This is a genomic window from Hydrogenivirga okinawensis (assembly GCF_055385515.1).
Genome location: NZ_AP042386.1, coordinates 343,471 through 364,775 on the forward strand (window position 1 = coordinate 343,471; position 21,305 = coordinate 364,775).

The following is a 21,305-nucleotide window of genomic DNA, read 5'->3' on the forward strand; positions in this document are numbered from 1 at the left end:
ATGTGACTCAGATTTCAACCTTCATGTAGCTCTATAATAAACTCATGCCCTTCAAGAATCTTCAGGATTTTATTAAAGATCTTGAAAACAAGGGAGAACTCGTAAGGATAAAAGAGCCCCTTTCTCCAATACTTGAGCTCACCGAGGTAATAGACAGGGTCTCCAAGATGCCCGGAGGGGGGAAGGCTCTCCTATTTGAAAATGTCGAAGGCTATGAAATCCCTGTGGTTGCCAATCTTTACGGTTCGGAGAGAAGGATAAAGCTTGCCCTCGGATACGAGAACCTCGAGGATATAGGCTGGAAACTTTACAGGATTTTGAGACCAGAGGTTCCTCAGACTTTCCTGGAGAAGTTAAAGAGACTCCCGGAGCTAAAAAAACTTAACGACGCCATACCGAAGGTGGTAAGGAGAGCTCCCGTTCAGGAGGTTGTGGACAGGGACCCTGATCTTCTATCCCTTCCTATTCCTCAGTGCTGGCCTAAGGACGGAGGGAGATATATAACCTTCGGTCAGGTTATAACGAAGGATCCGGAGAGCGGTGTGAGGAACGTGGGACTTTACAGGCTTCAGGTTCTGGATGTAAAACACCTTGCGGTTCACTGGCAGATCCACAAGGACGGGAGCCATCACTTCTGGAAGGCTAAGAAACTCGGTAGGAAGCTTGAGGTGGCGGTGGCGATAGGGGGTGAGTCCCCTCTTCCCTACGTTGCGAGCGCACCTCTACCGCCTGAGGTGGACGAGTACCTCTTTGCAGGAATAATAATGGAAAGACCGGTCGAGCTGGTTAAGGGAGTGACGATCGACGTAGAGTATCCTGCCAACGCCGAGATAGTCATAGAGGGATACGTCGATCCGAAGGAAGAGCTTGTGGACGAAGGACCTTTTGGGGACCACACGGGTTACTACACACCGGTCGATAAGTATCCAAGGATGCACATTACCGCAATAGTGAGGAGGAAGGAACCCATCTACCTTCACACGATAGTGGGTGTACCGCCTCAGGAGGACAAGTACTTGGGGTGGGCTACGGAGAGAATATTTCTGCCCTTGATAAAGTTCAACCTTCCGGAGGTTGTAGATTACCACCTACCCGCCGAAGGATGCTTCCACAACTTCTGCTTCGTATCTATAAAGAAGCGTTTTCCCGGACACGCCTTCAAGGTAGCTTACGCTCTCCTCGGTCTTGGACTCATGTCTTTGGAAAAGCATATAGTGGTCTTCGACGACTGGATAAACGTGCAGGATATTGGAGAGGTCCTCTGGGCTTGGGGGAACAACGTGGATCCAGCGAGGGATGTGCTAATTCTGAAGGGTCCGATAGACGTCCTCGACCACGCTACGAACGAGGTTGGATTCGGAGGCAAGATGATAGTGGACGCGACAACCAAGTGGAAAGAGGAGGGCTACACGAGGGAATGGCCCGAGGTCATCAGGATGAGTCCGGAGGTGAAGAGGAAGATAGACGAGCTGTGGGATAAATTGGGTATAGGGTGATGGAGAGATGTCCCAAGTGCGGTTACCTGCTTGAGATAATAGAGTGTTGCGGTGGGGGGATCTGGAGGTGTGAGGGTTGCGGTGAGTATTTCTACTACGGGGAGCTTATAGAAGAAACTCCTCACGGGGAACACGCAGAAGCATCTCCTTTAGAACCTTACGAAGATCCTCCCGAAGGATCACAACCCTGTAAACCGCCTCGGTGATGGGGGCGTAGATGTTTTCCCTGTCCACGAGCTCTTTCAGAGCCTCGACTGTCTTAACACCCTCGACCACCTGACCTATCCTCGCAAGAGCCTCGTCAGGCGTATATCCTCTTCCAAGAAGCAGACCGAAGGTCCTGTTCCTCGAGAGGTCTGAAGTGGCTGTAAGGATCAGGTCTCCGGCGCCGGAGAGACCGAAGAAAGTCTCCTTCTTAGCTCCGAGCCTCACCCCTATCCTCGTAATCTCTACAAGACCCCTCGTTATAAGGGCAGCTCTCGCATTGTAGCCGAATCCGAGGCCGTCGGAGACACCGCAGGCTATGGCTATAACGTTCTTAAGAGCTCCTCCAAGCTCAACTCCTACTATGTCGTCGTTTATATAAACCCTGAAGTTTTCTGAGTTTATAACTTTCTGGAGTTCTTTTGCAGACTCCTCGCTCCCGTTGTGGGCAAGAACCACAGCGGTCGGAAGACCCTTAGAAACTTCCTCCGCAAAGGAGGGACCCGAGAGGGCGAAGACATCCACATCGGGATTTGTCTCCTTGATTATCTCGCTCACCCTTTTAAAGGTTCCTACCTCCAGTCCCTTCGAGGCGTTTATGACCCGCTTGCCTTTAAGGTTGAGTTTTGAAAAGACTTCCCTGACAGTCTGGGTGGGAAGGGCACAGATGATGTCTTTAAAATCTTCTACTTCCTTCAGATCGGTAGTAGCTTTTATACCTTCGGGTATCTCTACACCCTCGAAGTATGGACTTTCCTTCCTATTAAGCTTATTTACTACCCCCGGGTTTATATCGTAGATAAGAACACGGTGTTTCTTTCTTGCTAAATGTATCCCGAGAGCCGTCCCCCACCTACCTCCGCCTACTATCGCAAACTCCATGACGTGCTATATTATAAGCATGGTTAGAAAGCGCACAAATTACCGACTCGACATTCTGAGGGAAAGAAAAGGCTAAAGGGATGCTCAAGTCTATCGGAGAGGAACTCCTTTTCTGGACTGCTTCCATACTAATAAACCTTATCCTCTTTACCTTTCTCACCACCGTTTTCATCGTTAAGGTCAAAGAGGTCCCCGAAATCTATCCTCTTAAGGTAGAGATAAAGGAGATCGCCGTTAAGAAGAAGCCAAAAAAGCCTAAATCTGTTGTTAGGGCTGAATCGAGGGCTAAGAAAACAGTGTCTAAGAAGGCTGAGGGAGTTTCTAAGAAAAGAAGAGTAGGAGCGGGAGTGAGCGCACCCCTGAAGAAGGGGGACGTCAAGGTTCCTGTTCAGAAGGAGGAGGACGTTTCAGTTCTTGCAGAGCTGGAGAAAAAGATAGAGAGCAGGCTAAGGAAGAGGGAAAAGGATACTAAGAAGGAGGTTGGGACACTCTCTGCAGTCGTGACTGGCAAGGAGGTTCGTATAAAAGGAGGGACACGGAAGATAGTCTATACTCCTCCCGCCCCAGAACTGATCACCACCGAGTTTCCGAGCAGGGTCAGGGTGAGGATATGGGTCTCCCCTGACGGAAAGGTGATAAGGGCTCTCCTGCTTCAGAGGAGCGGAAATGTTAATATAGATAGTATCCTCTTGGCTTACGTGAGGGGTATAAGGTTCGAGAAGGTGGAGGATCAGGAGGTTCAGGTGGGAGAGATAAGCTTTAGCTTCCGAGGAGGTTGAGAGATGGGTATCGGAAAGGCGGTAAGGCTTGAGAGGATAATGAACAGAAGTACAAAGAGGACGATCATAGTCCCCATGGATCACGGGGTTAGCTCCGGTCCTATAGAAGGAATAGCTGACATTAAAAAAGCGGTGGACAGAGTTGCGGAAGGAGGTGCAAATGCGGTAGTCCTCCACAAGGGAATGGTAAGAGCTGGACACAGGGGAGGAGGAAGGGATATAGGTCTCATAGTTCACCTCTCCGCATCGACCGATCTCTCACCCTCTAAGAATGACAAAGTTCTTGTCTGTTCCGTAGAGGAGGCGATAAGACTTGGAGCTGACGCGGTCTCGATCCACGTAAACATAGGTGCAGAGATGGAGAGGGAGATGCTCAGAGACTTCGGTATAGTCTCGAGAGCCTGTGAGGAGTGGCAGATACCCCTGCTCGCCATGGTTTACGGAAGGGGTCCTAAGATAGAGAACCAGTACGATCCAAAGGTGGTGGCCCACTGTGCGAGGATAGGAGCTGAACTCGGAGCCGATATAGTTAAGGTTCCCTACTCTGGTGATCCCGAGAGCTTCAGGATGGCGACGGAAGGATCACCTATACCCGTCGTTATAGCTGGCGGTCCAAAGATGAAATCTGAGAGGGACGTTCTTGAGATGGTTTACGGAGCTATAAAGGCAGGAGCTTCCGGTCTGTCCATAGGAAGGAATATATTCCAGGCTAAGGATCCCGCACTCATGGTCAGGGCTATGGCGAAGATAGTCCACGAGGGGGGAACGGTGGAGGAAGCTTTGGAGATTCTCAAAGGTTCTTGATCTAAATCCAGTCAGGAGGTTCTGAATGGGTCTTTTAGAGGGGAAGAAAGCTCTCATCACTGGAGTTGCCAACGAGAGGAGCATAGCCTACGGCATAGCCAAATCCTTTTACAGAGAGGGGGCTGAGCTCGCCTTCACCTACGCGACCGAGAAACTTAAGAAGAGGGTTGAGGAGATAGCGAGGGAGTTCGGAAGCGATTTAGTCTTCAAATGCGACGTCTCTTTAGACGAGGACATAACGGCTCTCAAGGATTTCCTTAGCGAGAGGTGGGGAACTCTCGATATACTCGTTCATTCGGTCGCCTACGCCCCCAAGGAGGAGTTCAAGGGGGGTGTGATAGACACTTCAAGGGAAGGTTTCAAGGTGGCGATGGACATATCCGTTTACTCACTGATAGCTATGACGAGAGAGCTCCTGCCTCTGATGGAGGGAAGGAACGGCACGATAATTACCCTCTCTTACTACGGGGCGGAGAAGGTTGTCCCCCACTATAACGTTATGGGTATAGCAAAGGCGGCTTTAGAGAGCACGGTCAGGTACTTAGCCTACGATATAGCGAAGCACGGTCACAGGATAAACGCCATCTCCGCCGGACCGGTGAAGACCCTCGCGGCTTACAGTATCACAGGGTTTCATCTCCTGATGGAACACACCACTAAGGTGAACCCCTTCGGTAAGCCTATAACTATAGAGGACGTTGGAGATACTGCAGTCTTCCTCTGTAGCGACTGGTCGAGGGGGATAACGGGTGAGGTTGTCCACGTGGATAACGGCTACCACATCATGGGCGTTTTTGGAAGGGAGGAGGAGATAAAGGAAGAGGTATTTAAGAAGTGAGCCTCAGACCTACCAACGTCCCCCTCACAGTAAAGGACTTCGACGAGGTAAGGTGTGGCGTCTGTGTAGGTTGTGGTTGCTCCTGTGGATACATCCTTTACCTGAGGGGGGGTGAGATAGCAGACCTATACGGTCATCCCCACGACCCCAACGGGATAGGGAGTCTCTGTAGCAAAGGGCTGGCTCTAATTCAGGAGGCGAGGGACAATCCCCTGAGAATGTCGAAAGCTCTCAGGAAGGAAGGTGAGGACTTCAGAGAGATAGGCTTGGAGGAGGTCTTTAAGGAGATCAGAGATCTGAAAGGGAAAACCGCAATCTTCCTTGACAGGATAACGGATCTCAAAGATTACGCGACGGCGAGGAAGTTTACGGATTATGTTTATTCGGACTCGATCTACTTGCCTTTCCGAGCTTCCACACTGAGACCCCAGGAGTGGAGGGAACAGAAGGTTATCGTCGCCTTGGAGTGCGATCCGGTCTTTTCGGAGGTTATGGCTACCCGCTGGCTCGTGGACGCCTTTGAAAGGTCTGCCTACATACTCTCCGTATCATCGAGATACGCCACCACGTCCGCAAAGGCAACCGAAAGACTGCTGGTGAAACCTCCCCTCGTTGTTCGCTTCCTTCAGGAGCTTGCGGACTTCCTGGAAGGAAAGGAGAAAGAATACCTGTTTAAGAATAAGGTAGAAAAGATCGCAAAGGCTATATCTCTGGTCAAGGAGTCACTCCTTTTAATCGGAGAAACTTTACTAAGATCACCCTGGAGAGGAAACGTTCCTGAAGCTCTTAGGAGAATTAGAAGAAAGGTTAGGGTGAATTACTCGATCGTGGGGAACGTGTCCCCTTTCGAAGTAAAAGAGCTCGGAGACTTCCTTGAAGACGTACACTCCTTCGACAACCTGATCCTGACGGGAAACCCCGCTCTCTACCTTTCGGAGGAGGAGCTAAGGATCCTTGAAAAAAAGAACTCCTTTACTCTTACCCCCTTTCCGAACCTGACCGCAAACCACTCACGCTTCGTGATCCCGTCTGCACTATTCACCGAGAGGGAGTTTATAAACTTCAAGAACGGCTTCGGCTTTATCGCCTATTCTCCTCAGACGATAGGGAAAAGGGAGGAGTCTATAGCCCTGAACGAGCTTATTGAAAGGAGTTTGGGGGTAAAGGGAGAGTTTGAGAAACTTCTTTCTGAAGTGGACGTGGATATTAGGAACCTGAGGGAGTCCGAAGGTGGTGTGGACATAGATCTTCCGCCTATCGAGGAGTGGGAAGGTAAGTTCGAGATCGTTCCTGTTGAGTATGAAGGAGTGTATCTCCTCTGCGACAACTACCTCGTGGACGAGGTCGGACACTGGAACGTCTGGACCCACGAGCTTGAGAGGGAACAATTTGCTTATATGAACAGAAAAACCGCACGGAAGATGGGAGTTGGGGATGAACTTGATATAAGGGGAGTTAAGCTAAGGGTTAAGATCAGCGAGAACATAGCGGACGATGTGATCTACATACCTTCCTCCTTTGAAGAGACCCAGCCCTTCAATCCGGGGGTAAGACCGGGGAGGCTCTTGGAGAACCCCTCTCATAGGATAGAGGCAATCCGCTAAAATAGATAGAACAGAACGGAGGTAGAAGGATGAACATAGAGTTCAGGGGCGTGGACGTTCAGATAACCGACGCGATGAAGAGCTTCATCGAAGGAAAGCTCAAGAGGTTCTCGAGGTATCTCAAGGAAGCAGGAGAGGATCAGGTCGAGGTGATAGTTTCCATCTCGGCGGTGCGTTCGAGACACAAGGACTACGCGGGTGACAGCAAGCCTATAGTTTACAGGGTCGATATGCACATGTATCTGAAGAACGTTCCCCACGGCTCTATCCACGCGTGGGAGGAGGACGTAGACGTCTTCACCGCCTTAGATCAGGTGCTCGACGAGATAGAGAGACAGCTGATAAAGCTAAAGCAGAGGAGGATAGAACAGAGGAGGGTATCGGCGAAGATAAAGGAGCAGATGCACACCCCCGAACCCCTGCCTCCGGAGGAGAGGGAAAAGCCCCTTATAGTGGAGGAGGATCTTGCGGTAGAAAAGCCTATGAGCGTTGAGGACGCTATGTTTGAGCTCGAGGAGTCGGGAGCCTTCTTCCTTCCCTTTGTGGACATAGAGACGGGACACCTCAGAATTCTCTACAGGAAGAAGGGAGGGAACTTCGGTCTCATAAACACGAGCTGTCGCCTTATGTGAGCTATGGAATACAGGTTTCGCTTCTTACGCTTCAGGTTCGTATCCTACGTCGTATCCCTCCTCTTAGTTTTCGGAAGCCTCTTTCTGCTCTTTACCAAGGGACTTAACCTCGGTCTGGACTTCACCGGCGGTAAGGTCGTAGAGCTTAGGTTCGAGAAGAAGGTCGATATAAGGGACCTGAGGAAAGCTCTCAAAGAGGCAGGCTTTGAGTCCTTCCTCGTTCAGGAGACGAGGGAGGGAACCTACATAGTTAAGGTCAGAGAGGCTGAGAAGTCTGCAGAGTTGAGGAAGTCTTTGGAAAAGCTCGGTAAGTACGAGCTCATCAGGGAGGAGAGGATAGGGGGAGTTATCAGCGAGGAGCTAAGGAGAAAGGCGATCTTAGCCATACTGACCGCCCTCGGCGGTATTCTGGTTTACCTCGCCTTCAGGTTCAAGCCTATCTGGGGTGTGGGAGCGCTCCTTGCTTTAATCCACGACGTCCTCATCGTCGTCGGAGCCTATTCACTGACCTACAGGGAGGTGAACCTCGAGGTCGTCTCAGCCCTCCTGATAGTCGCAGGCTACTCTGTCGCCGACACGGTTGTTATATTCGACAGGATAAGGGAAAATCTGAGGGTTAGAAAAACACTACCACTTGAAGAGGTTATGGATCTTTCCATAAACCAAACCCTCTCGAGGACTATAATGACCTCTCTTACCACCTTTGCAACAGCCTTGACCCTATTTATACTCGGAGGTTACGCCCTCTCCAACATAATGTTCGCCTTCGTTGTAGGCATAGTTGTGGGAACCTTCTCCTCGGTCTTCGTGGCGAGCGCCTTCGTCCTCGACATGAGCCGGTTCTTCAAAACTAAGGAAGAAGTTCAGGAAGAGACCGCCTGATGGATTATCTTTTCGTATTTGTAGTCGGTCTTGCCTTTGGCAGTTTCTACAACGTTTTGATATACAGACTTCCGAGGAACATTTCGGTAACCTTCCAAAGGTCCAGGTGTCCTCACTGCGGGAGCAGGATAAGGTGGTACGACAACATTCCCCTCATCTCCTACCTGATATTGAGGGGAAGGTGCAGAGACTGCGGTGCGAGGATAAGCCTTCAGTATCCCCTCGTAGAACTCACCTCCGGAATCCTTGCCCTTCTCTCCTACGTTAAGTGGGGATCTTCAGTTGATGCCTTCGTTTACTACTTCTTCTTCTCAGCCCTCCTCGTTGCCTCGCTGATAGATCTTAAGTTCTTCATAATTCCCGATGTCATAACTCTACCGGGGATAGTGCTGGGTATAGGGAGCTCCCTCTTCAGGGAAGAGATCGATCCTATCAGGAGCGTTGCGGGAGCTGTCGTAGGCTTCCTCGTACCTTTGGGGATTTACCTTTACTATGTCAAGATCAGGAAGATGGAAGGTCTCGGTTTCGGGGACGTGAAACTTCTCACTTTCATCGGTTCAGTAACAGGGATTTACGGTGTATTAGCCTCGCTCTTTCTCGGGAGTGTGGTAGGTCTCCTCTTCGCCCTCCCTTCTATTGTCAGATACAGGAACGTCCAGTTTGTTATTCCTTTCGGTCCCTTCCTCTCCCTCGGGTGTTTCTTTGGAGTACTTTTTAAGGACGATATTCTCCGCTTCCTCTCTCCCTGAGAACCCTCTCCACTATCCTGAGATCCTCTTCCGTATCGACTCCGTGGTATAAGTTCTCTGTCAGGAGGACCTTTATCCTGTGTCCGTTTTCTAAGAGCCTGAGCTGCTCGAGTCCCTCGATTATTTCAAGGGCACTCCTTTTCATGGACACGAACCTCATCAGAGCTTCCCTCCTAAAGCCGTATATCCCTACGTGCTTGAGGGGATACAGGCTATCCGTTTCCTCCCTGAAGTAGGGTATGGGAGATCTTGAGAAGTAAAGGGCGTAGCCGTCCCTGTTTAAAACTACCTTCACGTCGGAACTCTTTCCGTAAGCGTTTTTATCCTTAACCGCCAAGGTAACCGCTTCCTCTCCCTCCTCCAAGGCTTTGAAGATCCTCTCAACGTCCTCAGGATATACGAAGGGTTCATCTCCCTGATAGTTAAGGATAAGATCGACTTCCATTCTCTCGACAACGTATGCAACCCTGTCCGTTCCCGAGGGTATGTCGGAAGGGGTCAGGAATATCTCAACGTCCATATCCGCTACTACCTTGGCAATCTCTTCGCTGTCCGTTGCCAGTATTACCCTCTCTCCCGTCTTTAAACAACCTTCCAATACCCAGCGGATCAGGGGTTTGCCGAGAATCCGCCTGAGAGGCTTCTTCTTTAATCTTGTGGAGGAGAGGCGTGCGGGGACTATTATCGACCTTCTCATGGCGTATAATTTTATCCTCGATGAAGATCAGAGACTTCCTTAGAGAGAATCAGATCTCCGTGGGAGATAACATAGCCCTTCTCTTAGAGAAGCTCGGGATTAAAGACGACGAGTTGTTGAAGAGGCTTGAGGGTGAGATCGGTGAGTCGGCGAAGATGTCCAAGTCGAAGGGGAACGTGGTGGACCCCGAAGAGGCGGTAGAAAAGTACGGTGCGGATACGGTGAGGCTTTACATACTCTTTGCCGCCCCTCCAGAGCAGGACTTCGAGTGGACAGACGAAGGAATTCAGGGAGCTTACAGGTTCCTAAGCAGGCTCTGGAACTTCGTGACGGGGATAGAGAAGAGTATAAGGGATATACGGTACACGCGGGATGAGGTCAGAAAGGCGGAGGGAAGGGCAAAGGAGCTGAGGAGACTGATCCACGAAACGATAAGGGACTACATGATTGACATGGAAAAGAGGTACCAGCTGAACACGGCGATAGCCAAAATAATGAAGCTCCTTAACGAGCTTAGCTCCTTTGAGGTTAAGAGCGACATAGATCTGAAAGTTCTCAGGGAAGGTGTCGAGGTTCTCCTGCTACTCCTCTCTCCCATAACACCCCACATCTGCGAGGAACTCTGGCACAGGATAGGGGGTGAGGGACTGATAGTTACAAAGAACCTGCCCGAGGTAGATCCGGAAGCCCTGAAGGTCGAGGAGGTGGAGATACCCGTTCAGATAAACGGAAAGTTGAGGGGAAGGATAAAGGTTCCCTTCGGAGCGGAAGAGGAGAAGGTAAAGGAAGTAGCCCTGTCGGACGAGAGGATAAGGAAGCACTTAGAGGGAAAGGAGATCAAAAAGGTCATCTACGTCAAGAACAGGCTCCTGAACATAGTTGTTTCATAGCTTCTGGCTTACCCTTTCAATCATACCTTTCTTGTATTCGCTAAACCTTCTCTTCTCTATGCTATTCCTTATCTCCTCCATCATCCTCAGGTAGAAACGCAGGTTGTGTATAGTGTTGAGAACGTAGGAGCTTATCTCTTCGGCAATGAAGAGGTGTCTCAGATACGCTTTCGAGAAGTTCTGGCAGGTATAACAGTCGCACTCGGGATCCAAGGGTGAGAAATCCTTTTTGTACTTCTCATGTCTTATATTCACCACGCCCCTCGAGGTGTAGAGGGTCCCCGTTCTGGCGTTCCTCGTCGGCACCACGCAGTCGAACATGTCCACCCCTACCGCCACGGCGTTCAGTATGTCCTCGGGCTTGCCCACGCCCATCAGGTATCTGGGTCTATCTACAGGCAAATGATCGCAGACGAGCTCCGTCATCTCGTACATGATGTCCTTCGGCTCCCCCACCGAGAGACCTCCTATCGCGTACCCGAAGAGGTTCCTTTCGATTGTCCTCAGAGCCGCCTCTATCCTCAGATCTTTGAAGAAAGCACCCTGAACAATGCCAAAGAGAGCCTGATCTTCCCTCTTCTTAGCTCTGATGCTCCTATCGAGCCACCGGAGCGTTCTCTCAAGAGCTTCCTTTGCGTAGCTTTTATCTATCGGATACTCGACGCACTCGTCCAAGGGCATGATTATGTCCGAGCCAAAGATCTCCTGTATCTCTACGACCCTCTCGGGTGTGAAGAAGTGGAGATCTCCCGCGAGATGATCCCTGAACTCCACCCCTTCCTCGAGAACCCTAACCTTAGACTTCCTGTCTCCGAACCTCCCCTGCCCCAAGGAGAAGACCTGATAACCACCGCTATCGGTGAGTATAGGTTTGTTCCACGATATGAACTCGTGAAGACTCCCTGCTTCCTTTATCACCTCTACCCCTGGTCTGAGGTAGAGATGGTATGTGTTTCCTAAGATTATCTGAGCTCCGAGCTCCTCCAAGAGCCTGTGGATCATAGCCTTTACAGTCCCCTGAGTTCCCACGGGCATGAAGACGGGGGTCTCTATAACCCCGTGGGGTGTTCTCAACCTTCCCCTCCGAGCCTTTCCGTCTTGGCTTAGGACTTGGAACTCGAACATGAGGCATTTATTTTATTACGTAAACCTAAGAGGAGGGCGAGCTATGAGATGGTTTATCTTACCGCTTCTTATGATCTTCAGCTTCTCCTTCGCGGACGAGTTTATCGAGAACATGATCAGGAAGCTCGACGAAAGGGGTAACAAAGCCTGGTGGTGGGACGAGAGATGGTGGAACGAGGGCTACATAGAACCTCCGAGGAACTACAAGGTTAAGGTAGAGTGGGTAACGGTAGCGAACGGGGACGTCGAGATTCCAGTTATGGTGGCAAGACCGCAGAAGGAAGGGAAGTTCCCCGGTGTTTTATTTCTCCATGGAAGGAGGGGGCTCGATGACCTCTTCCAGCTCCACGTCAAGCGTCTCGCGGCGAGAGGGTTCGTGGTGGTGGCTCCAGACCTCTATACGGGAAGGTTCATAGAGCGTTTTCCCATATACCACGATCCTGCGGTTGAGGATGACGCCAACGTTGTTCTTGACTACGCCCTTTCGAGGAAAGATATAGAGCCAAAGAAGGTGTGCGTTTACGGTCTTACGAGGGGAGGTTTCTACTCCCTCAGGCTTCTCGTGGCTAAAAACAGACAGAAGAAGGATATAGCCTGCTTCGTGGGATACTATCCCCACCTTCAGGATCCCAACAGACCGGAACCGATGCAGGTTTACAGGTACCACGAGGATGTGGAGAAGATAGAAGTCCCCGTAATGTTCTTTGTAGGAAGGGATGAGCAATACCAAAGGCTCAGACCTGCTCTTATGGCTATCGACTACCTAAAGTCCAAAGGAAGGGAAGCATACATAGTTGTTTATCCTGGTGTGGGAAGAGGCTTTGACTTCAGGAATGGAAACAACAGGAAGTTCGCAGATGACCTTGCCGCAAAGGACGCCGTAGTCAGGGCGGCGAGGTTTATAAGGGAGAAGCTCGGAGTCGAATAAAGTTCTTGACTTGGATGTCTTCAGGAGCTATATTAATGGGCGAACTTCAGGATTGCTGAGAGGGGAGGGCGCCTAACCCTTTCGCTTTCCGAAGTTCACAGAAATTTTTAGGAGGTTTTAGTTCCATGGGTCTCACAGGCACAGTCAAATGGTTCAGCAAGGACAAGGGATACGGGTTCATAACCCGTGACGACAATCAGGGCGACGTTTTCGTCCACTTTACCGCTATCCAGAAGGAGGGCTTCAAGACTCTCGAGCAGGGGCAGAGGGTTGAGTTCGAGATAGAAGAGGACGTAAAAGGTCCCAGAGCCAAGAACGTTGTGATCCTCAACGGTCAGTAAAGGGCAAGCTCCCTAAGGAGTAAGCGTTTATGATGGTCCCCCCTACCTGGGGGGATTTCTCTATCCTTTAATTTCAATCCAACTGAACAACCTTCATCCATCAGTCTTAAGACCATGAAGGTGAGTTTTGAGAGTCTGGTTTCTATATCACCGTCGACCATGTCCAAAGATAGGACTACCGACCTCTCCTCTTCTTCAACCATCTCCTTTACCATAAGCTTCCCTTTCTTCGCGCTCACTTTCCAGTGAACCAATTTCATCGGTTCTCCCGCATACTTCCTTATGCTTTTTACTTCTTCGTAGCCCTTTATTACGGCTCTGTCAGCTATTCCTCTATCTTCCTTCTCAGAGCTGTCCAGGACAAAATTCGCCGGTATCGGTTTTGGAAAGACTACGAAGCTCAGGTTGAGCTCTACTTCTACGAATCGTACAAACATACCGAGGGGGAAGTCAGAACTTAAGTTGATGGAAACTTTATCCACTCTACCCCTTTTTAAGAATAGAAAATCTAATTTATTCTCTCTCCATTTTGCATCGATCAGGGGAAAGATAATCTCATCTACAACCGATGAAATCTTGACCAGAAAAGAGGGTAAAGAAAACCTCTTCCTTACTATAACCCTGAAGGATGACTTGCTCCCAGCATAGACCTCCGGAGGAGGGATCAATCTTACCTCTATACCTTTAATGTTCAGTATAGAGGAAATACCAGAAATAAGCATCATCGCGAGCATAGAGGAGACCACTATGTAGAGGAGATTGTTTCCTGTGTTGGCGGCAGCAACTCCTAAGAAGATCGTAGCGCCTATGAAGATGCTTCCGGATCTATTTATCTTTACCTTCATCTTTTCTTGAGAAGGTTATCACCTAAGATGTTGAAGGCTAATATCGTCAGGAATATCGCCATTCCGGGGGAGAGCATCCATGGGAAGGACGCGAGAACGTTAGTGTTCCTGACCTCCGAGAGCATATTGCCCCAGCTCGGCTCCGGTTCCTGAATACCAAGACCCAGCAGGCTCAGCGCAGCTTCACCGAGTATGTAGGCAGGTATAGATAGGGTTGCGGAGACGATGAGGTAGTAGTATGTGTTGGGCAGAATGTGCTTCCTCAATATCCTGAAGGTTCCGGCTCCATAAGTTTTTGCAGCAAGAACGAACTCCCTCTCCCTTATGGAAAGAACCATACCCCTTACCACCCTCGCGAGACCAGCCCACCCCAAGAAGGAGAGTATGAAAACTATCATTAGGAAGATCTCACCGCTCGAGAGTTCTAAGGGAAAGACCGCCCTCAGGGATAGGAGGAGGTAGAAGGTGGGTATAGACATCAGGATCTCCACGAGCCTCATCGTGAGGGTGTCTACCTTACCACCGAAGTAACCAGATATGCCTCCAGCTATCGCTCCTATGAAGAAGGTAACGAAGGTTCCGATAATTCCAACCCCAAGAGAGTAACGGGCTCCGTAAAGGAGTCTTGAGAAGACGTCCCTCCCGAGCTTGTCCCCACCGAGAAGGTAGAGCCTGCAGGGAGGATCTACGCCGATAAGTTTAAAGCCGAACTCCGTTTTTGTGAAAAACCTTAACTTACAGGAGACGCTTCTATTTTCTTCGTAAACCTTGAAGAGGGGATCCTTTAGTTCGTACAGGTTTACATAGGGAAATACGAGCTTTCCGTCCTTCACGAAGTGGATCTGTGTGGGAGGGTGGTAGGGTTTCTGTCTGTTCTGAAGGTCGTAGGGGTAGGGAGCTATAAAATCTGCAAAGATGGCAGAAAGGAATAGCAGAGCTATAAGGGTTAGGGAGAATTTCACGCCCCTGTTCATGTGATATAATCATTCTAAATTCAAAAGAACAACGGAGGAGGCTCAATCATGAAGATAACCCTGAGCGTGATAAAGGCAGATATAGGTGGTTACGTTGGTCACTCGGACACACACCCCGAGGTCGTTGGCACCGTTAAGGAGGTGGTGGAGAACGAGGTAAAGAAGGGAAATCTTATAGACTCGAGCATACTCACCTGCGGAGACGATATAGCGATAGTAATGACCCACACCCACGGGGTGGACAGCGAGCTCGTCCACGGGATAGCTTGGAACGCCTTCGAGAAGGGAACGGAGGTGGCGAAAAGGTTAAAACTCTACGGAGCGGGACAGGATCTTCTCACCGATGCCTTCAGCGGTAATGTCAAGGGTTTAGGACCCGGCGTGGCGGAAATGGAGTTCGAGGAGAGACCTTCCGAGCCTGTGATCGTCTTTTTTGCGGACAAAACTTCCCCGAGCGCCTGGAACCTACCCCTCTACGAGATGTTCGCCGACCCTATGAACACGGCGGGACTCGTTATAGACCCGAAGATGCACGACGGATTCACCTTCGAGGTTCTCGACGTTTACACGGGTAAGGCGGTGAAGCTCAACACGCCCGCGGAGGTTTACGATCTCCTCGCCCTCATAGGATCTGTCGGGAAGTACGTGGTCAAAAACGTTTATAGGAACTATGACGGAGAGATAGGTGCGACCGCTTCCACCCAGAGACTCTCGCTCATGGCGGGGCAGTATGTGGGTAAGGATGACCCCGTTATGATAGTGAGGGCACAGAGTGGTTTCCCCGCGGTGGGTGAGATACTCGAGCCCTTCGCGAGACCCTGGATAGTGGAAGGCTGGATGAGGGGTTCCCACAACGGACCCCTTATGCCCGTGTCCTTTGAAGATGCGAGACCCTCAAGGTTCGACGGACCTCCGAGGGTAATAGCCGCGGGATACCAGATAGCGGAGGGCAAACTCATAGGTCCAACGGATATGTTCAGAGACCCAGCCTTCGATAAGGCGAGGGAGACAGCACAGACGATGGCGGATATCCTCAGGAGACAGGGTATATTCGAACCCCACAGGCTACCGGCGGAGGAGATGGAGTACACGACGCTACCCAAGGTTCTAAAGAAGTTGGAGAACAGGTTTTACGACGTTGAGGAGCAGAGATTGGAGAAGGATCAGGTCATGGAAAAGGAGGACATGGATTAGAGCCTGTCCCCTATATGCTTCTCTAAGAAGCTCACTATCTGGTTGAGCTTCCTGTCCCTCTTCCTCTCCTCTTCTACCTTCCTTATCCCGTGTATTACCGTAGAGTGATCCTTCCTGTTGAAAGCTCTCGCTATCTCTATCAGAGAAGCGCCCGTCAGCTTCCTGCACAGGTACATTGCTATCTGCCTCGCCCTGTTTATCTTCTTCGATCTCGAAACCCCGAGGAGATCCTCCACCTTGACTCCAAAGTGGAGAGCGGTATAAAGCTTTATCTTCTCTAAGTCGCTCGTCCCTCTCTCCTTTGTCTTCAAATGGTCAACACCTTTTAGCTTTATTCCCCTTATGGTTCCCTCTATATCCCTGACGTTGTCGGCGGTGTTCCTGAGTATGCTCTCCACTATCCTGTCCTGAACCTCAAGTTTGAGCTCCTGGAGTTTCCTCTTTATGATCTCTAACTTCGTTATCTCATCCATACAGACCTCGACCACGACTCCCCCTTCGAACCTGCTGATGAGCCTGTCGGAAACGTCTCTTAACTCCCTCGGGTGTCTGTCAGAGGCGAGGACTATCTGCTTCTCGGCGAGGTACATGTGATTGAAGATGTTGAAGAACTCTATCTGGGTTCTTACTTTCCCTGAAAGAAACTGAATGTCGTCGAGCAGAAGGAGGTTGATGTTTCGGTATCTTTCCCTGAACTCCCTCGTCTTACCAGTCTTTATAGCCTCGACCATCTCCTCGGAGAAGTCGTTGGCAGATCTGTAAACCACGCTGAGCCCCCGTTCGGCACAGTAGTTTCCTATCGCCTGAAGAAGATGGGTCTTTCCGAGTCCCACCGAGCCGTATATGAAGAGAGGATTGTAAAGTTTCCCGGGATTTTGCGCTACCTCTACGGACACCTCATAGGCTAATCTGTTCCCCTCCCCAACGACGAAGTTCTCGAAGGTGAACCTCGGATTGAGCCCTTCAACCCTATCCCTTTTCTCCTCCTTAATGCGTTCTTCTCCTTCTAAAAGGATTTCAACATTCTCGAGGCCGCTCTTCAACTTCTCCCTTAAAAGCAGCTCCATCTTCTCCTTCAGCTCAGGGCTTTCCGTTATAAGCAGTATCCTGCTATCCCTCTGATCTACCCTGAAGTGGGTGAGGAGCTTCAGGAGGGATCTGTCCGTTCTTTCTATCTTTTTCAGAAATGTCTTTATATTTATCCCCTCCATAGCTTTTTATATTCTGAAAAGGGTCTCTCCAAAGACGCCGGCGTAAAGATACCTGACTATCATACACTTAGTCCTGAAATTGGAAGTTATTTGAAGAGCGATAAAAATTCCTCCTCACCGAGAGGTTCGTATCTCTCAATCTCCAGATTCTCCCTGAGGTGCTCAGGTCTGCTCATACCAACGAGTGCAGTCCCCACACCCGGCGTACTCCTTACGAACTGAAGGGCAACGTGCACGTCCTTTTCCAAACCGAACCTCTCTTTAAGGCTCTGGGGTATCCTCCCTATGACGTTCCCCTGATAGAGGGAGGCACTCGTGTAAACGTAGATACCAAACTTAATGCAGGCTTCGAGGGTGGATACCTTCTTTCCGTCCACGGTCTGATTCTTCAGGGAGAAGGCTTCGTGCATCCCAAGGTTGTAGGGGAGCTGAAGGAATCGGAACCTATGATCCTTGCCTCCCACCTCCTCGGCTAAGTTAAGAATTTCCGACAGGTTCAGATACTGCCTTGCCCCCTCGGGGATCCTGAAGCCATGCCACGTTGCGAGTCCGTAATACTTGAGCTTCCCTTCCTTTACTTTTCCCTCTAAGACCTCGAAGCACTCCCTGAGCTTATCATAGAACCTATCCTTTTCGGTAAAGAGGAGCTGTTCCTCGGGGTTGTGGATGAAGTAAACGTCTATGTAGTCAGTCTTTAAGTTCTCCAAGCTCTTCTCGAAACACCAGTCTATGAACTTCCCTCCTAAGTAGTGCCCCTGAGGTGTCATCTCGTTGGGATCCACTGTTCCCGTCTTGAGGAAGTTCTCCTCGAAGAAGACCTTTGGATCCTCCTGGGAGTCTGCATCGAAGGGGATGTACCCCCCCTTGGTTGAGACTATAGACCTTTCTCTTCCGATCTCCTCAAGGACCCTGCCTACGATCCTCTCGCTCTTCATGTAGCGGTAGTTTATAGCTGTATCCACAACGTTCACGCCAAGCTCCATTCCGAGCTTTATCGTCTCGAAGTACCTTCTGTCTGTCTCTTCATCGAGCTCTCCCAAGTAAGTTCCAATACCTATCTCGGAGAACTCCATATCCCCGAACTTCTTGTATCTCACTCCTCTTTCACCTCAACGATGGATTTCTCTTCAGACTTTTTCCTTGCAAGCTTGCCGAGGAGTATGGAGACCTCGTACAGGACAAGCAAGGGAATGGCCATGAGAACCTGAGTTGCAACATCGGGAGCTATAAGGGCGCCCACAAGGAAAGCGACTACTATAAAGTACCTCCTGAACCTCTTGAGCTGAGCCTCTGTAACCAGACCTGCCCTCTGAAGCATGTAGAGGAATATGGGCATCTCGAAGGCTATCCCGAAGGCTATGAGCATCTTAAGGACGAAGCTGATGTAGAGGTTCACCGAGAGGTAGGGAGTAGCCGCGAGCTGAGAGAAGCCGAGACCGAGAAGGAACTTGAGAGCCATAGGAAGGACGACGAGGTAGGCGAAGGTCCCTCCCATAACGAAGAGGAGTATGGAGGATAAAAGCAAAGGAATAAACATCCTCTTCTCGTTGGGGTAGAGGGCAGGTTCTACGAACCTCCAGATCTCGAAGAGTATGACCGGGGAGGCGAGTATCAAACCGACAGTTAAAGATATCTTTATGAGGATAAATAGGGGCTCCGTAGGGGATAGGGTTATCAACTCCACGTCGGGGTAAGACTTCATAACTGGCTCTTTCAAGAACTCGAAGACATACTTGGCAAAGTAAAAGGAAGCTCCCGCCGCTATCAGAAAGGCTATTATGGATCTAATCAGTCTTGTTCTGAGTTCCCTCAGGTGTTCTGTCAGGGGCATCGTCGGGAGTTGGTTGTTCTCCGTGCTCATCCTTCTCTTCTTCCTCCTCTTCTGGGTAGAGTTCATTATAATCTTCGGTCTCTATGTCGGGGAGAGGTTCGTCAGGCTCTTCATAATCGGAGGTTTCGTCCTCCGTTCTCTCATCAAGTTCTTTCTCCTGCTCCATAACCTTCCTGTTTATCTCCTCCATGTAAGCCTGCATTCTTACCTCGTCCCAAATCTCCCTCACCTTCCTCATAGCCTCCCCGAGTTTGTAAGCAAGGTCCATCATCCTCTCAGGACCGAGAACCACAAAGGCGATGATAAGAACTATGAGGAGTTGGATTTCCATAACTTTATTATTATAGGTCTTCAAGCGTTGTTGAAGCCTGCAACCGGAAAGTATGATTTAGATCATAATACCGAAAAGTGTGTGAGCAAATTTTAAACAAAACAGCGTTTTATTTTTTATAAGCGCAACGGGAGGGGAGCTTCGGCAGCACGGGGGTTGGTTTCCGCCAGCCCCTCTTTCTTAAAATGTTCTTATGATATCTTTCAACGTAAGTAAGGAAGAGTGGCGCGATTACAGCTGGCAGATTAGGAATCGCATAAAGACGCTCGAGGAGCTCCGTAGGTTTATTGATCTGACCCGCGAGGAGGTTGAGGGTATCAAAAGGACAGAAGGGATTTACCCCCTCGCCATAACGCCCTACTACCTTTCTCTCGTAGATCCCAAAGATTCTGACGATCCAATAAGGCTTCAGGCTGTGCCCAGAGTAGTGGAGGTGGATGAGAAGGTTCAGAGTAAGGGAGAGCCTGACGCTTTGAAGGAGGAAGGTGAGATCCCCGGACTAACCCACAGGTACCCCGACAGGGTTCTCATCACTGTAACTACCTTCTGCGCAGTATACTGCCGGCACTGCATGAGGAAGAGGATATTCTCTCAGGGGGAGAGGGCAAGGACGAAGGAGGAAATAGACAGGATGATCGATTATATAGAAAAGCACGAAGAGATAAGGGACGTCCTGATCTCTGGGGGGGAACCCCTGAGTCTGAGCAACGGGAAGATAAAGTATATACTTAAGAGGTTGAGAGAGATAAGACACGTCGAGATAATAAGGTTCGGAACTCGTCTTCCTGTCTTGGCACCCCAGAGGTTTTTCGATGAAGAACTGCTCGATATACTTGAAAGGTATTCTCCGATATGGATAAACACCCACTTCAACCATCCGAAGGAGATAACCGAGCTATCGGAGGAGGCTGTGGATAAACTCCTGAGAAGGGGCATACCGGTGAACAATCAGACTGTTCTTCTAAAGGGGGTGAACGACGATCCCGAAACCATGCTCGAGCTCTTCAGGAAACTTCTAAGGATAAAGATTAAGCCCCAGTATCTCTTCCACTGTGATCCTATAAAGGGAGCCCTTCACTTCAGAACTACAGTGGATAAGGGGCTGGAGATTATGAGGTATCTGAGAGGGAGGATATCGGGAATGGGTATACCTACCTACGCCGTGGACCTACCCGGAGGGAAGGGGAAAGTTCCTTTGCTCCCGAACTACATAAGGGAGCGTCAGGAAAATAAGTTCGTCTTTGAAGCCTTTGACGGCAGCTTGGTGGAGTATGAGATAGATGAACCGGTTTAAAAAATTTCTTAAAGCGTTCCTCCTGACAGCAGGCGACATTTTAAGGGGAGGATACACCTATCATTCGGGAGCTCTTACCTATCACTTCCTTCTGTCCCTTGCACCGCTTACGATAGTTCTCGTGAACCTTCTGAGCCTGCTTCCTGCCATGGATCCGAGAAAGATAGGGGAGATAACCGATAGGATTTTTCCCCAGTATACTCTCAAGATAGTTCACGAGATCTTAGAGGTTCAGAGGAGAAGTAAGGAGACCTCCGCCTTAGCCCTTCTGCTCTCCTACTTCTTTTCGGTTGGATTCGTGAAGCATATAGGTAGAGCTTTCTCCTTAGTTTCTGAGGGTAAGATGGGAGAAAAGAGAGAGGTTTTCTACTGGGTCTTCATGCCCGTCTTCCTGCTGGGTGTGGTTGCGCTTATCTCTCTTTCCTTTTTCCTGAGTGTGTATCTTAAATTTATTCTACCCAAGGGCTTTGCTCTTCTTATAGAGGTCTTCTATATACTACCGGGAACTGTAACAGTATTCCTGCTCTACCTGAGCTTTCTTAAAGTGAAGAAAAATCTATTCTCCCTTCTTCTCTCTTCCTTTATCGTAGCCACGCTCCTATACATAATGCAGTTTGTCTTCAGCTTTTACTTGGCAAAGATCTTCAAGGGAAACATACTTTACGGATCCCTTAGCTCGGTCGTTGTATTTCTACTTTGGATGAATCTTATCTTTCTCGCCCTTCTGTTTGGAGCCCGCTTGATTTACAGAGAGGAAAACCTTTAAAATATCGT

23 protein-coding genes are annotated in these 21,305 nt (G+C 49.7%); 14 read left to right on the plus strand and 9 right to left on the minus strand.

Translation table 11 applies throughout. The annotated features are described in order from the left end of the window. Window positions 1-44: 44 nt before the first annotated feature. Window positions 45-1,496, plus strand: coding sequence for a menaquinone biosynthesis decarboxylase (locus tag ACZ483_RS02025; RefSeq protein WP_464324506.1), 1,452 nt, complete (start codon window positions 45-47; stop codon window positions 1,494-1,496). A 105-nt stretch (window positions 1,497-1,601) separates the two neighbouring features. On the opposite strand, the gene ACZ483_RS02030 is transcribed toward ACZ483_RS02025, so the two are convergent. Continuing rightward, window positions 1,602-2,582, minus strand: coding sequence for an NAD(P)H-dependent glycerol-3-phosphate dehydrogenase (locus tag ACZ483_RS02030; RefSeq protein WP_464324507.1), 981 nt, complete (start codon window positions 2,580-2,582; stop codon window positions 1,602-1,604). 80 nt (window positions 2,583-2,662) lie between these two features. Here ACZ483_RS02030 and ACZ483_RS02035 point away from each other — a divergent pair, with 80 nt between their 5' ends. The 7 genes from ACZ483_RS02035 to ACZ483_RS02065 are packed head-to-tail and all read left to right on the plus strand — an operon-like array spanning window position 2,663 to window position 8,870. Continuing rightward, a complete protein-coding gene (locus ACZ483_RS02035) occupies window positions 2,663-3,361 on the plus strand; it encodes an energy transducer TonB family protein (protein WP_464324508.1) in 699 nt (232 codons plus the stop codon). A gap of 3 nt (window positions 3,362-3,364) precedes the next feature. After that, complete coding sequence (locus ACZ483_RS02040; protein ID WP_464324509.1) at window positions 3,365-4,165, plus strand: 2-amino-3,7-dideoxy-D-threo-hept-6-ulosonate synthase; 801 nt, start codon at window positions 3,365-3,367, stop codon at window positions 4,163-4,165. Between the two features lie 25 nt (window positions 4,166-4,190). Beyond that, on the plus strand, window positions 4,191-5,003 hold the full coding sequence (locus tag ACZ483_RS02045) for an enoyl-ACP reductase FabI (protein WP_464324510.1): 813 nt from the start codon (window positions 4,191-4,193) through the stop codon (window positions 5,001-5,003). Continuing rightward, window positions 5,000-6,607: a dehydrogenase gene (locus ACZ483_RS02050; protein WP_464324511.1), complete on the plus strand. Its 1,608-nt coding sequence runs from the start codon at window positions 5,000-5,002 to the stop codon at window positions 6,605-6,607. The genes ACZ483_RS02045 and ACZ483_RS02050 overlap by 4 nt, the downstream gene beginning before the upstream one ends. 29 nt (window positions 6,608-6,636) lie before the next feature. After that, a complete protein-coding gene (gene hpf / locus ACZ483_RS02055; protein ID WP_464324512.1) occupies window positions 6,637-7,239 on the plus strand; it encodes a ribosome hibernation-promoting factor, HPF/YfiA family in 603 nt (200 codons plus the stop codon). Between the two features lie 3 nt (window positions 7,240-7,242). Beyond that, window positions 7,243-8,121 carry a protein translocase subunit SecF gene (gene secF, locus ACZ483_RS02060; protein ID WP_464324513.1) on the plus strand — a complete coding sequence of 293 codons (879 nt, stop codon included), beginning with the start codon at window positions 7,243-7,245 and terminating at the stop codon, window positions 8,119-8,121. Continuing rightward, window positions 8,121-8,870 (plus strand): prepilin peptidase, encoded by a 750-nt coding sequence (locus ACZ483_RS02065; protein ID WP_464324514.1) that lies wholly within the window; start codon window positions 8,121-8,123, stop codon window positions 8,868-8,870. The genes secF and ACZ483_RS02065 overlap by 1 nt, the downstream gene beginning before the upstream one ends. Here ACZ483_RS02065 and kdsB read toward each other — a convergent pair. Further along, window positions 8,836-9,567 carry a 3-deoxy-manno-octulosonate cytidylyltransferase gene (gene kdsB / locus ACZ483_RS02070; RefSeq protein ID WP_464324515.1) on the minus strand — a complete coding sequence of 244 codons (732 nt, stop codon included), beginning with the start codon at window positions 9,565-9,567 and terminating at the stop codon, window positions 8,836-8,838. The genes ACZ483_RS02065 and kdsB overlap by 35 nt on opposite strands. Before the next feature lie 20 nt (window positions 9,568-9,587). Between kdsB and ACZ483_RS02075 the strand changes: the two genes are divergently transcribed. Continuing rightward, the gene (locus tag ACZ483_RS02075) at window positions 9,588-10,457 is read left to right on the plus strand and encodes a class I tRNA ligase family protein (RefSeq protein WP_464324516.1); all 870 of its coding nucleotides are present in this window, start codon (window positions 9,588-9,590) and stop codon (window positions 10,455-10,457) included. On the opposite strand, the gene tgt is transcribed toward ACZ483_RS02075, so the two are convergent. Beyond that, a complete protein-coding gene (gene tgt / locus ACZ483_RS02080) occupies window positions 10,452-11,582 on the minus strand; it encodes a tRNA guanosine(34) transglycosylase Tgt (protein WP_464324517.1) in 1,131 nt (376 codons plus the stop codon). The two genes, ACZ483_RS02075 and tgt, sit on opposite strands and share 6 nt — an antisense overlap. Before the next feature lie 43 nt (window positions 11,583-11,625). Between tgt and ACZ483_RS02085 the strand changes: the two genes are divergently transcribed. Further along, window positions 11,626-12,510 carry a dienelactone hydrolase family protein gene (locus ACZ483_RS02085; protein WP_464324518.1) on the plus strand — a complete coding sequence of 295 codons (885 nt, stop codon included), beginning with the start codon at window positions 11,626-11,628 and terminating at the stop codon, window positions 12,508-12,510. Window positions 12,511-12,635: 125 nt separating this feature from the next. Continuing rightward, window positions 12,636-12,851 carry a cold-shock protein gene (locus ACZ483_RS02090; RefSeq protein WP_464324519.1) on the plus strand — a complete coding sequence of 72 codons (216 nt, stop codon included), beginning with the start codon at window positions 12,636-12,638 and terminating at the stop codon, window positions 12,849-12,851. On the opposite strand, the gene ACZ483_RS02095 is transcribed toward ACZ483_RS02090, so the two are convergent. Both ACZ483_RS02095 and ACZ483_RS02100 read right to left on the minus strand, forming a co-directional pair. Continuing rightward, the gene (locus ACZ483_RS02095; RefSeq protein ID WP_464324520.1) at window positions 12,845-13,696 is read right to left on the minus strand and encodes a DUF58 domain-containing protein; all 852 of its coding nucleotides are present in this window, start codon (window positions 13,694-13,696) and stop codon (window positions 12,845-12,847) included. The two genes, ACZ483_RS02090 and ACZ483_RS02095, sit on opposite strands and share 7 nt — an antisense overlap. Next, window positions 13,693-14,670 carry an ABC transporter permease gene (locus ACZ483_RS02100; protein WP_464324521.1) on the minus strand — a complete coding sequence of 326 codons (978 nt, stop codon included), beginning with the start codon at window positions 14,668-14,670 and terminating at the stop codon, window positions 13,693-13,695. Before ACZ483_RS02100 ends, ACZ483_RS02095 begins: the two co-directional genes overlap by 4 nt. Before the next feature lie 48 nt (window positions 14,671-14,718). Between ACZ483_RS02100 and fbp the strand changes: the two genes are divergently transcribed. Continuing rightward, window positions 14,719-15,864: a fructose-1,6-bisphosphate aldolase/phosphatase gene (gene fbp / locus ACZ483_RS02105; protein WP_464324522.1), complete on the plus strand. Its 1,146-nt coding sequence runs from the start codon at window positions 14,719-14,721 to the stop codon at window positions 15,862-15,864. Here fbp and dnaA read toward each other — a convergent pair. The 4 genes from dnaA to ACZ483_RS02125 form a co-directional block, all read right to left on the minus strand. Further along, the gene (gene dnaA / locus ACZ483_RS02110; RefSeq protein ID WP_464324523.1) at window positions 15,861-17,075 is read right to left on the minus strand and encodes a chromosomal replication initiator protein DnaA; all 1,215 of its coding nucleotides are present in this window, start codon (window positions 17,073-17,075) and stop codon (window positions 15,861-15,863) included. The two genes, fbp and dnaA, sit on opposite strands and share 4 nt — an antisense overlap. An 86-nt stretch (window positions 17,076-17,161) precedes the next feature. Further along, entirely contained in the window at window positions 17,162-18,172 is a 1,011-nt protein-coding gene (locus ACZ483_RS02115) for an aldo/keto reductase (protein WP_464324524.1), read from the minus strand. Then, a complete protein-coding gene (gene tatC, locus ACZ483_RS02120) occupies window positions 18,169-18,906 on the minus strand; it encodes a twin-arginine translocase subunit TatC (RefSeq protein ID WP_464325162.1) in 738 nt (245 codons plus the stop codon). The genes ACZ483_RS02115 and tatC overlap by 4 nt, the downstream gene beginning before the upstream one ends. Further along, window positions 18,860-19,237 carry a Sec-independent protein translocase subunit TatA/TatB gene (locus ACZ483_RS02125; protein WP_464324525.1) on the minus strand — a complete coding sequence of 126 codons (378 nt, stop codon included), beginning with the start codon at window positions 19,235-19,237 and terminating at the stop codon, window positions 18,860-18,862. The genes tatC and ACZ483_RS02125 overlap by 47 nt, the downstream gene beginning before the upstream one ends. Before the next feature lie 193 nt (window positions 19,238-19,430). Here ACZ483_RS02125 and ACZ483_RS02130 point away from each other — a divergent pair, with 193 nt between their 5' ends. After that, complete coding sequence (locus ACZ483_RS02130; RefSeq protein WP_464324526.1) at window positions 19,431-20,531, plus strand: KamA family radical SAM protein; 1,101 nt, start codon at window positions 19,431-19,433, stop codon at window positions 20,529-20,531. Beyond that, window positions 20,518-21,297 (plus strand): YihY/virulence factor BrkB family protein, encoded by a 780-nt coding sequence (locus ACZ483_RS02135; protein ID WP_464324527.1) that lies wholly within the window; start codon window positions 20,518-20,520, stop codon window positions 21,295-21,297. The genes ACZ483_RS02130 and ACZ483_RS02135 overlap by 14 nt, the downstream gene beginning before the upstream one ends. The last annotated feature ends 8 nt before the right edge of the window (window positions 21,298-21,305 follow it).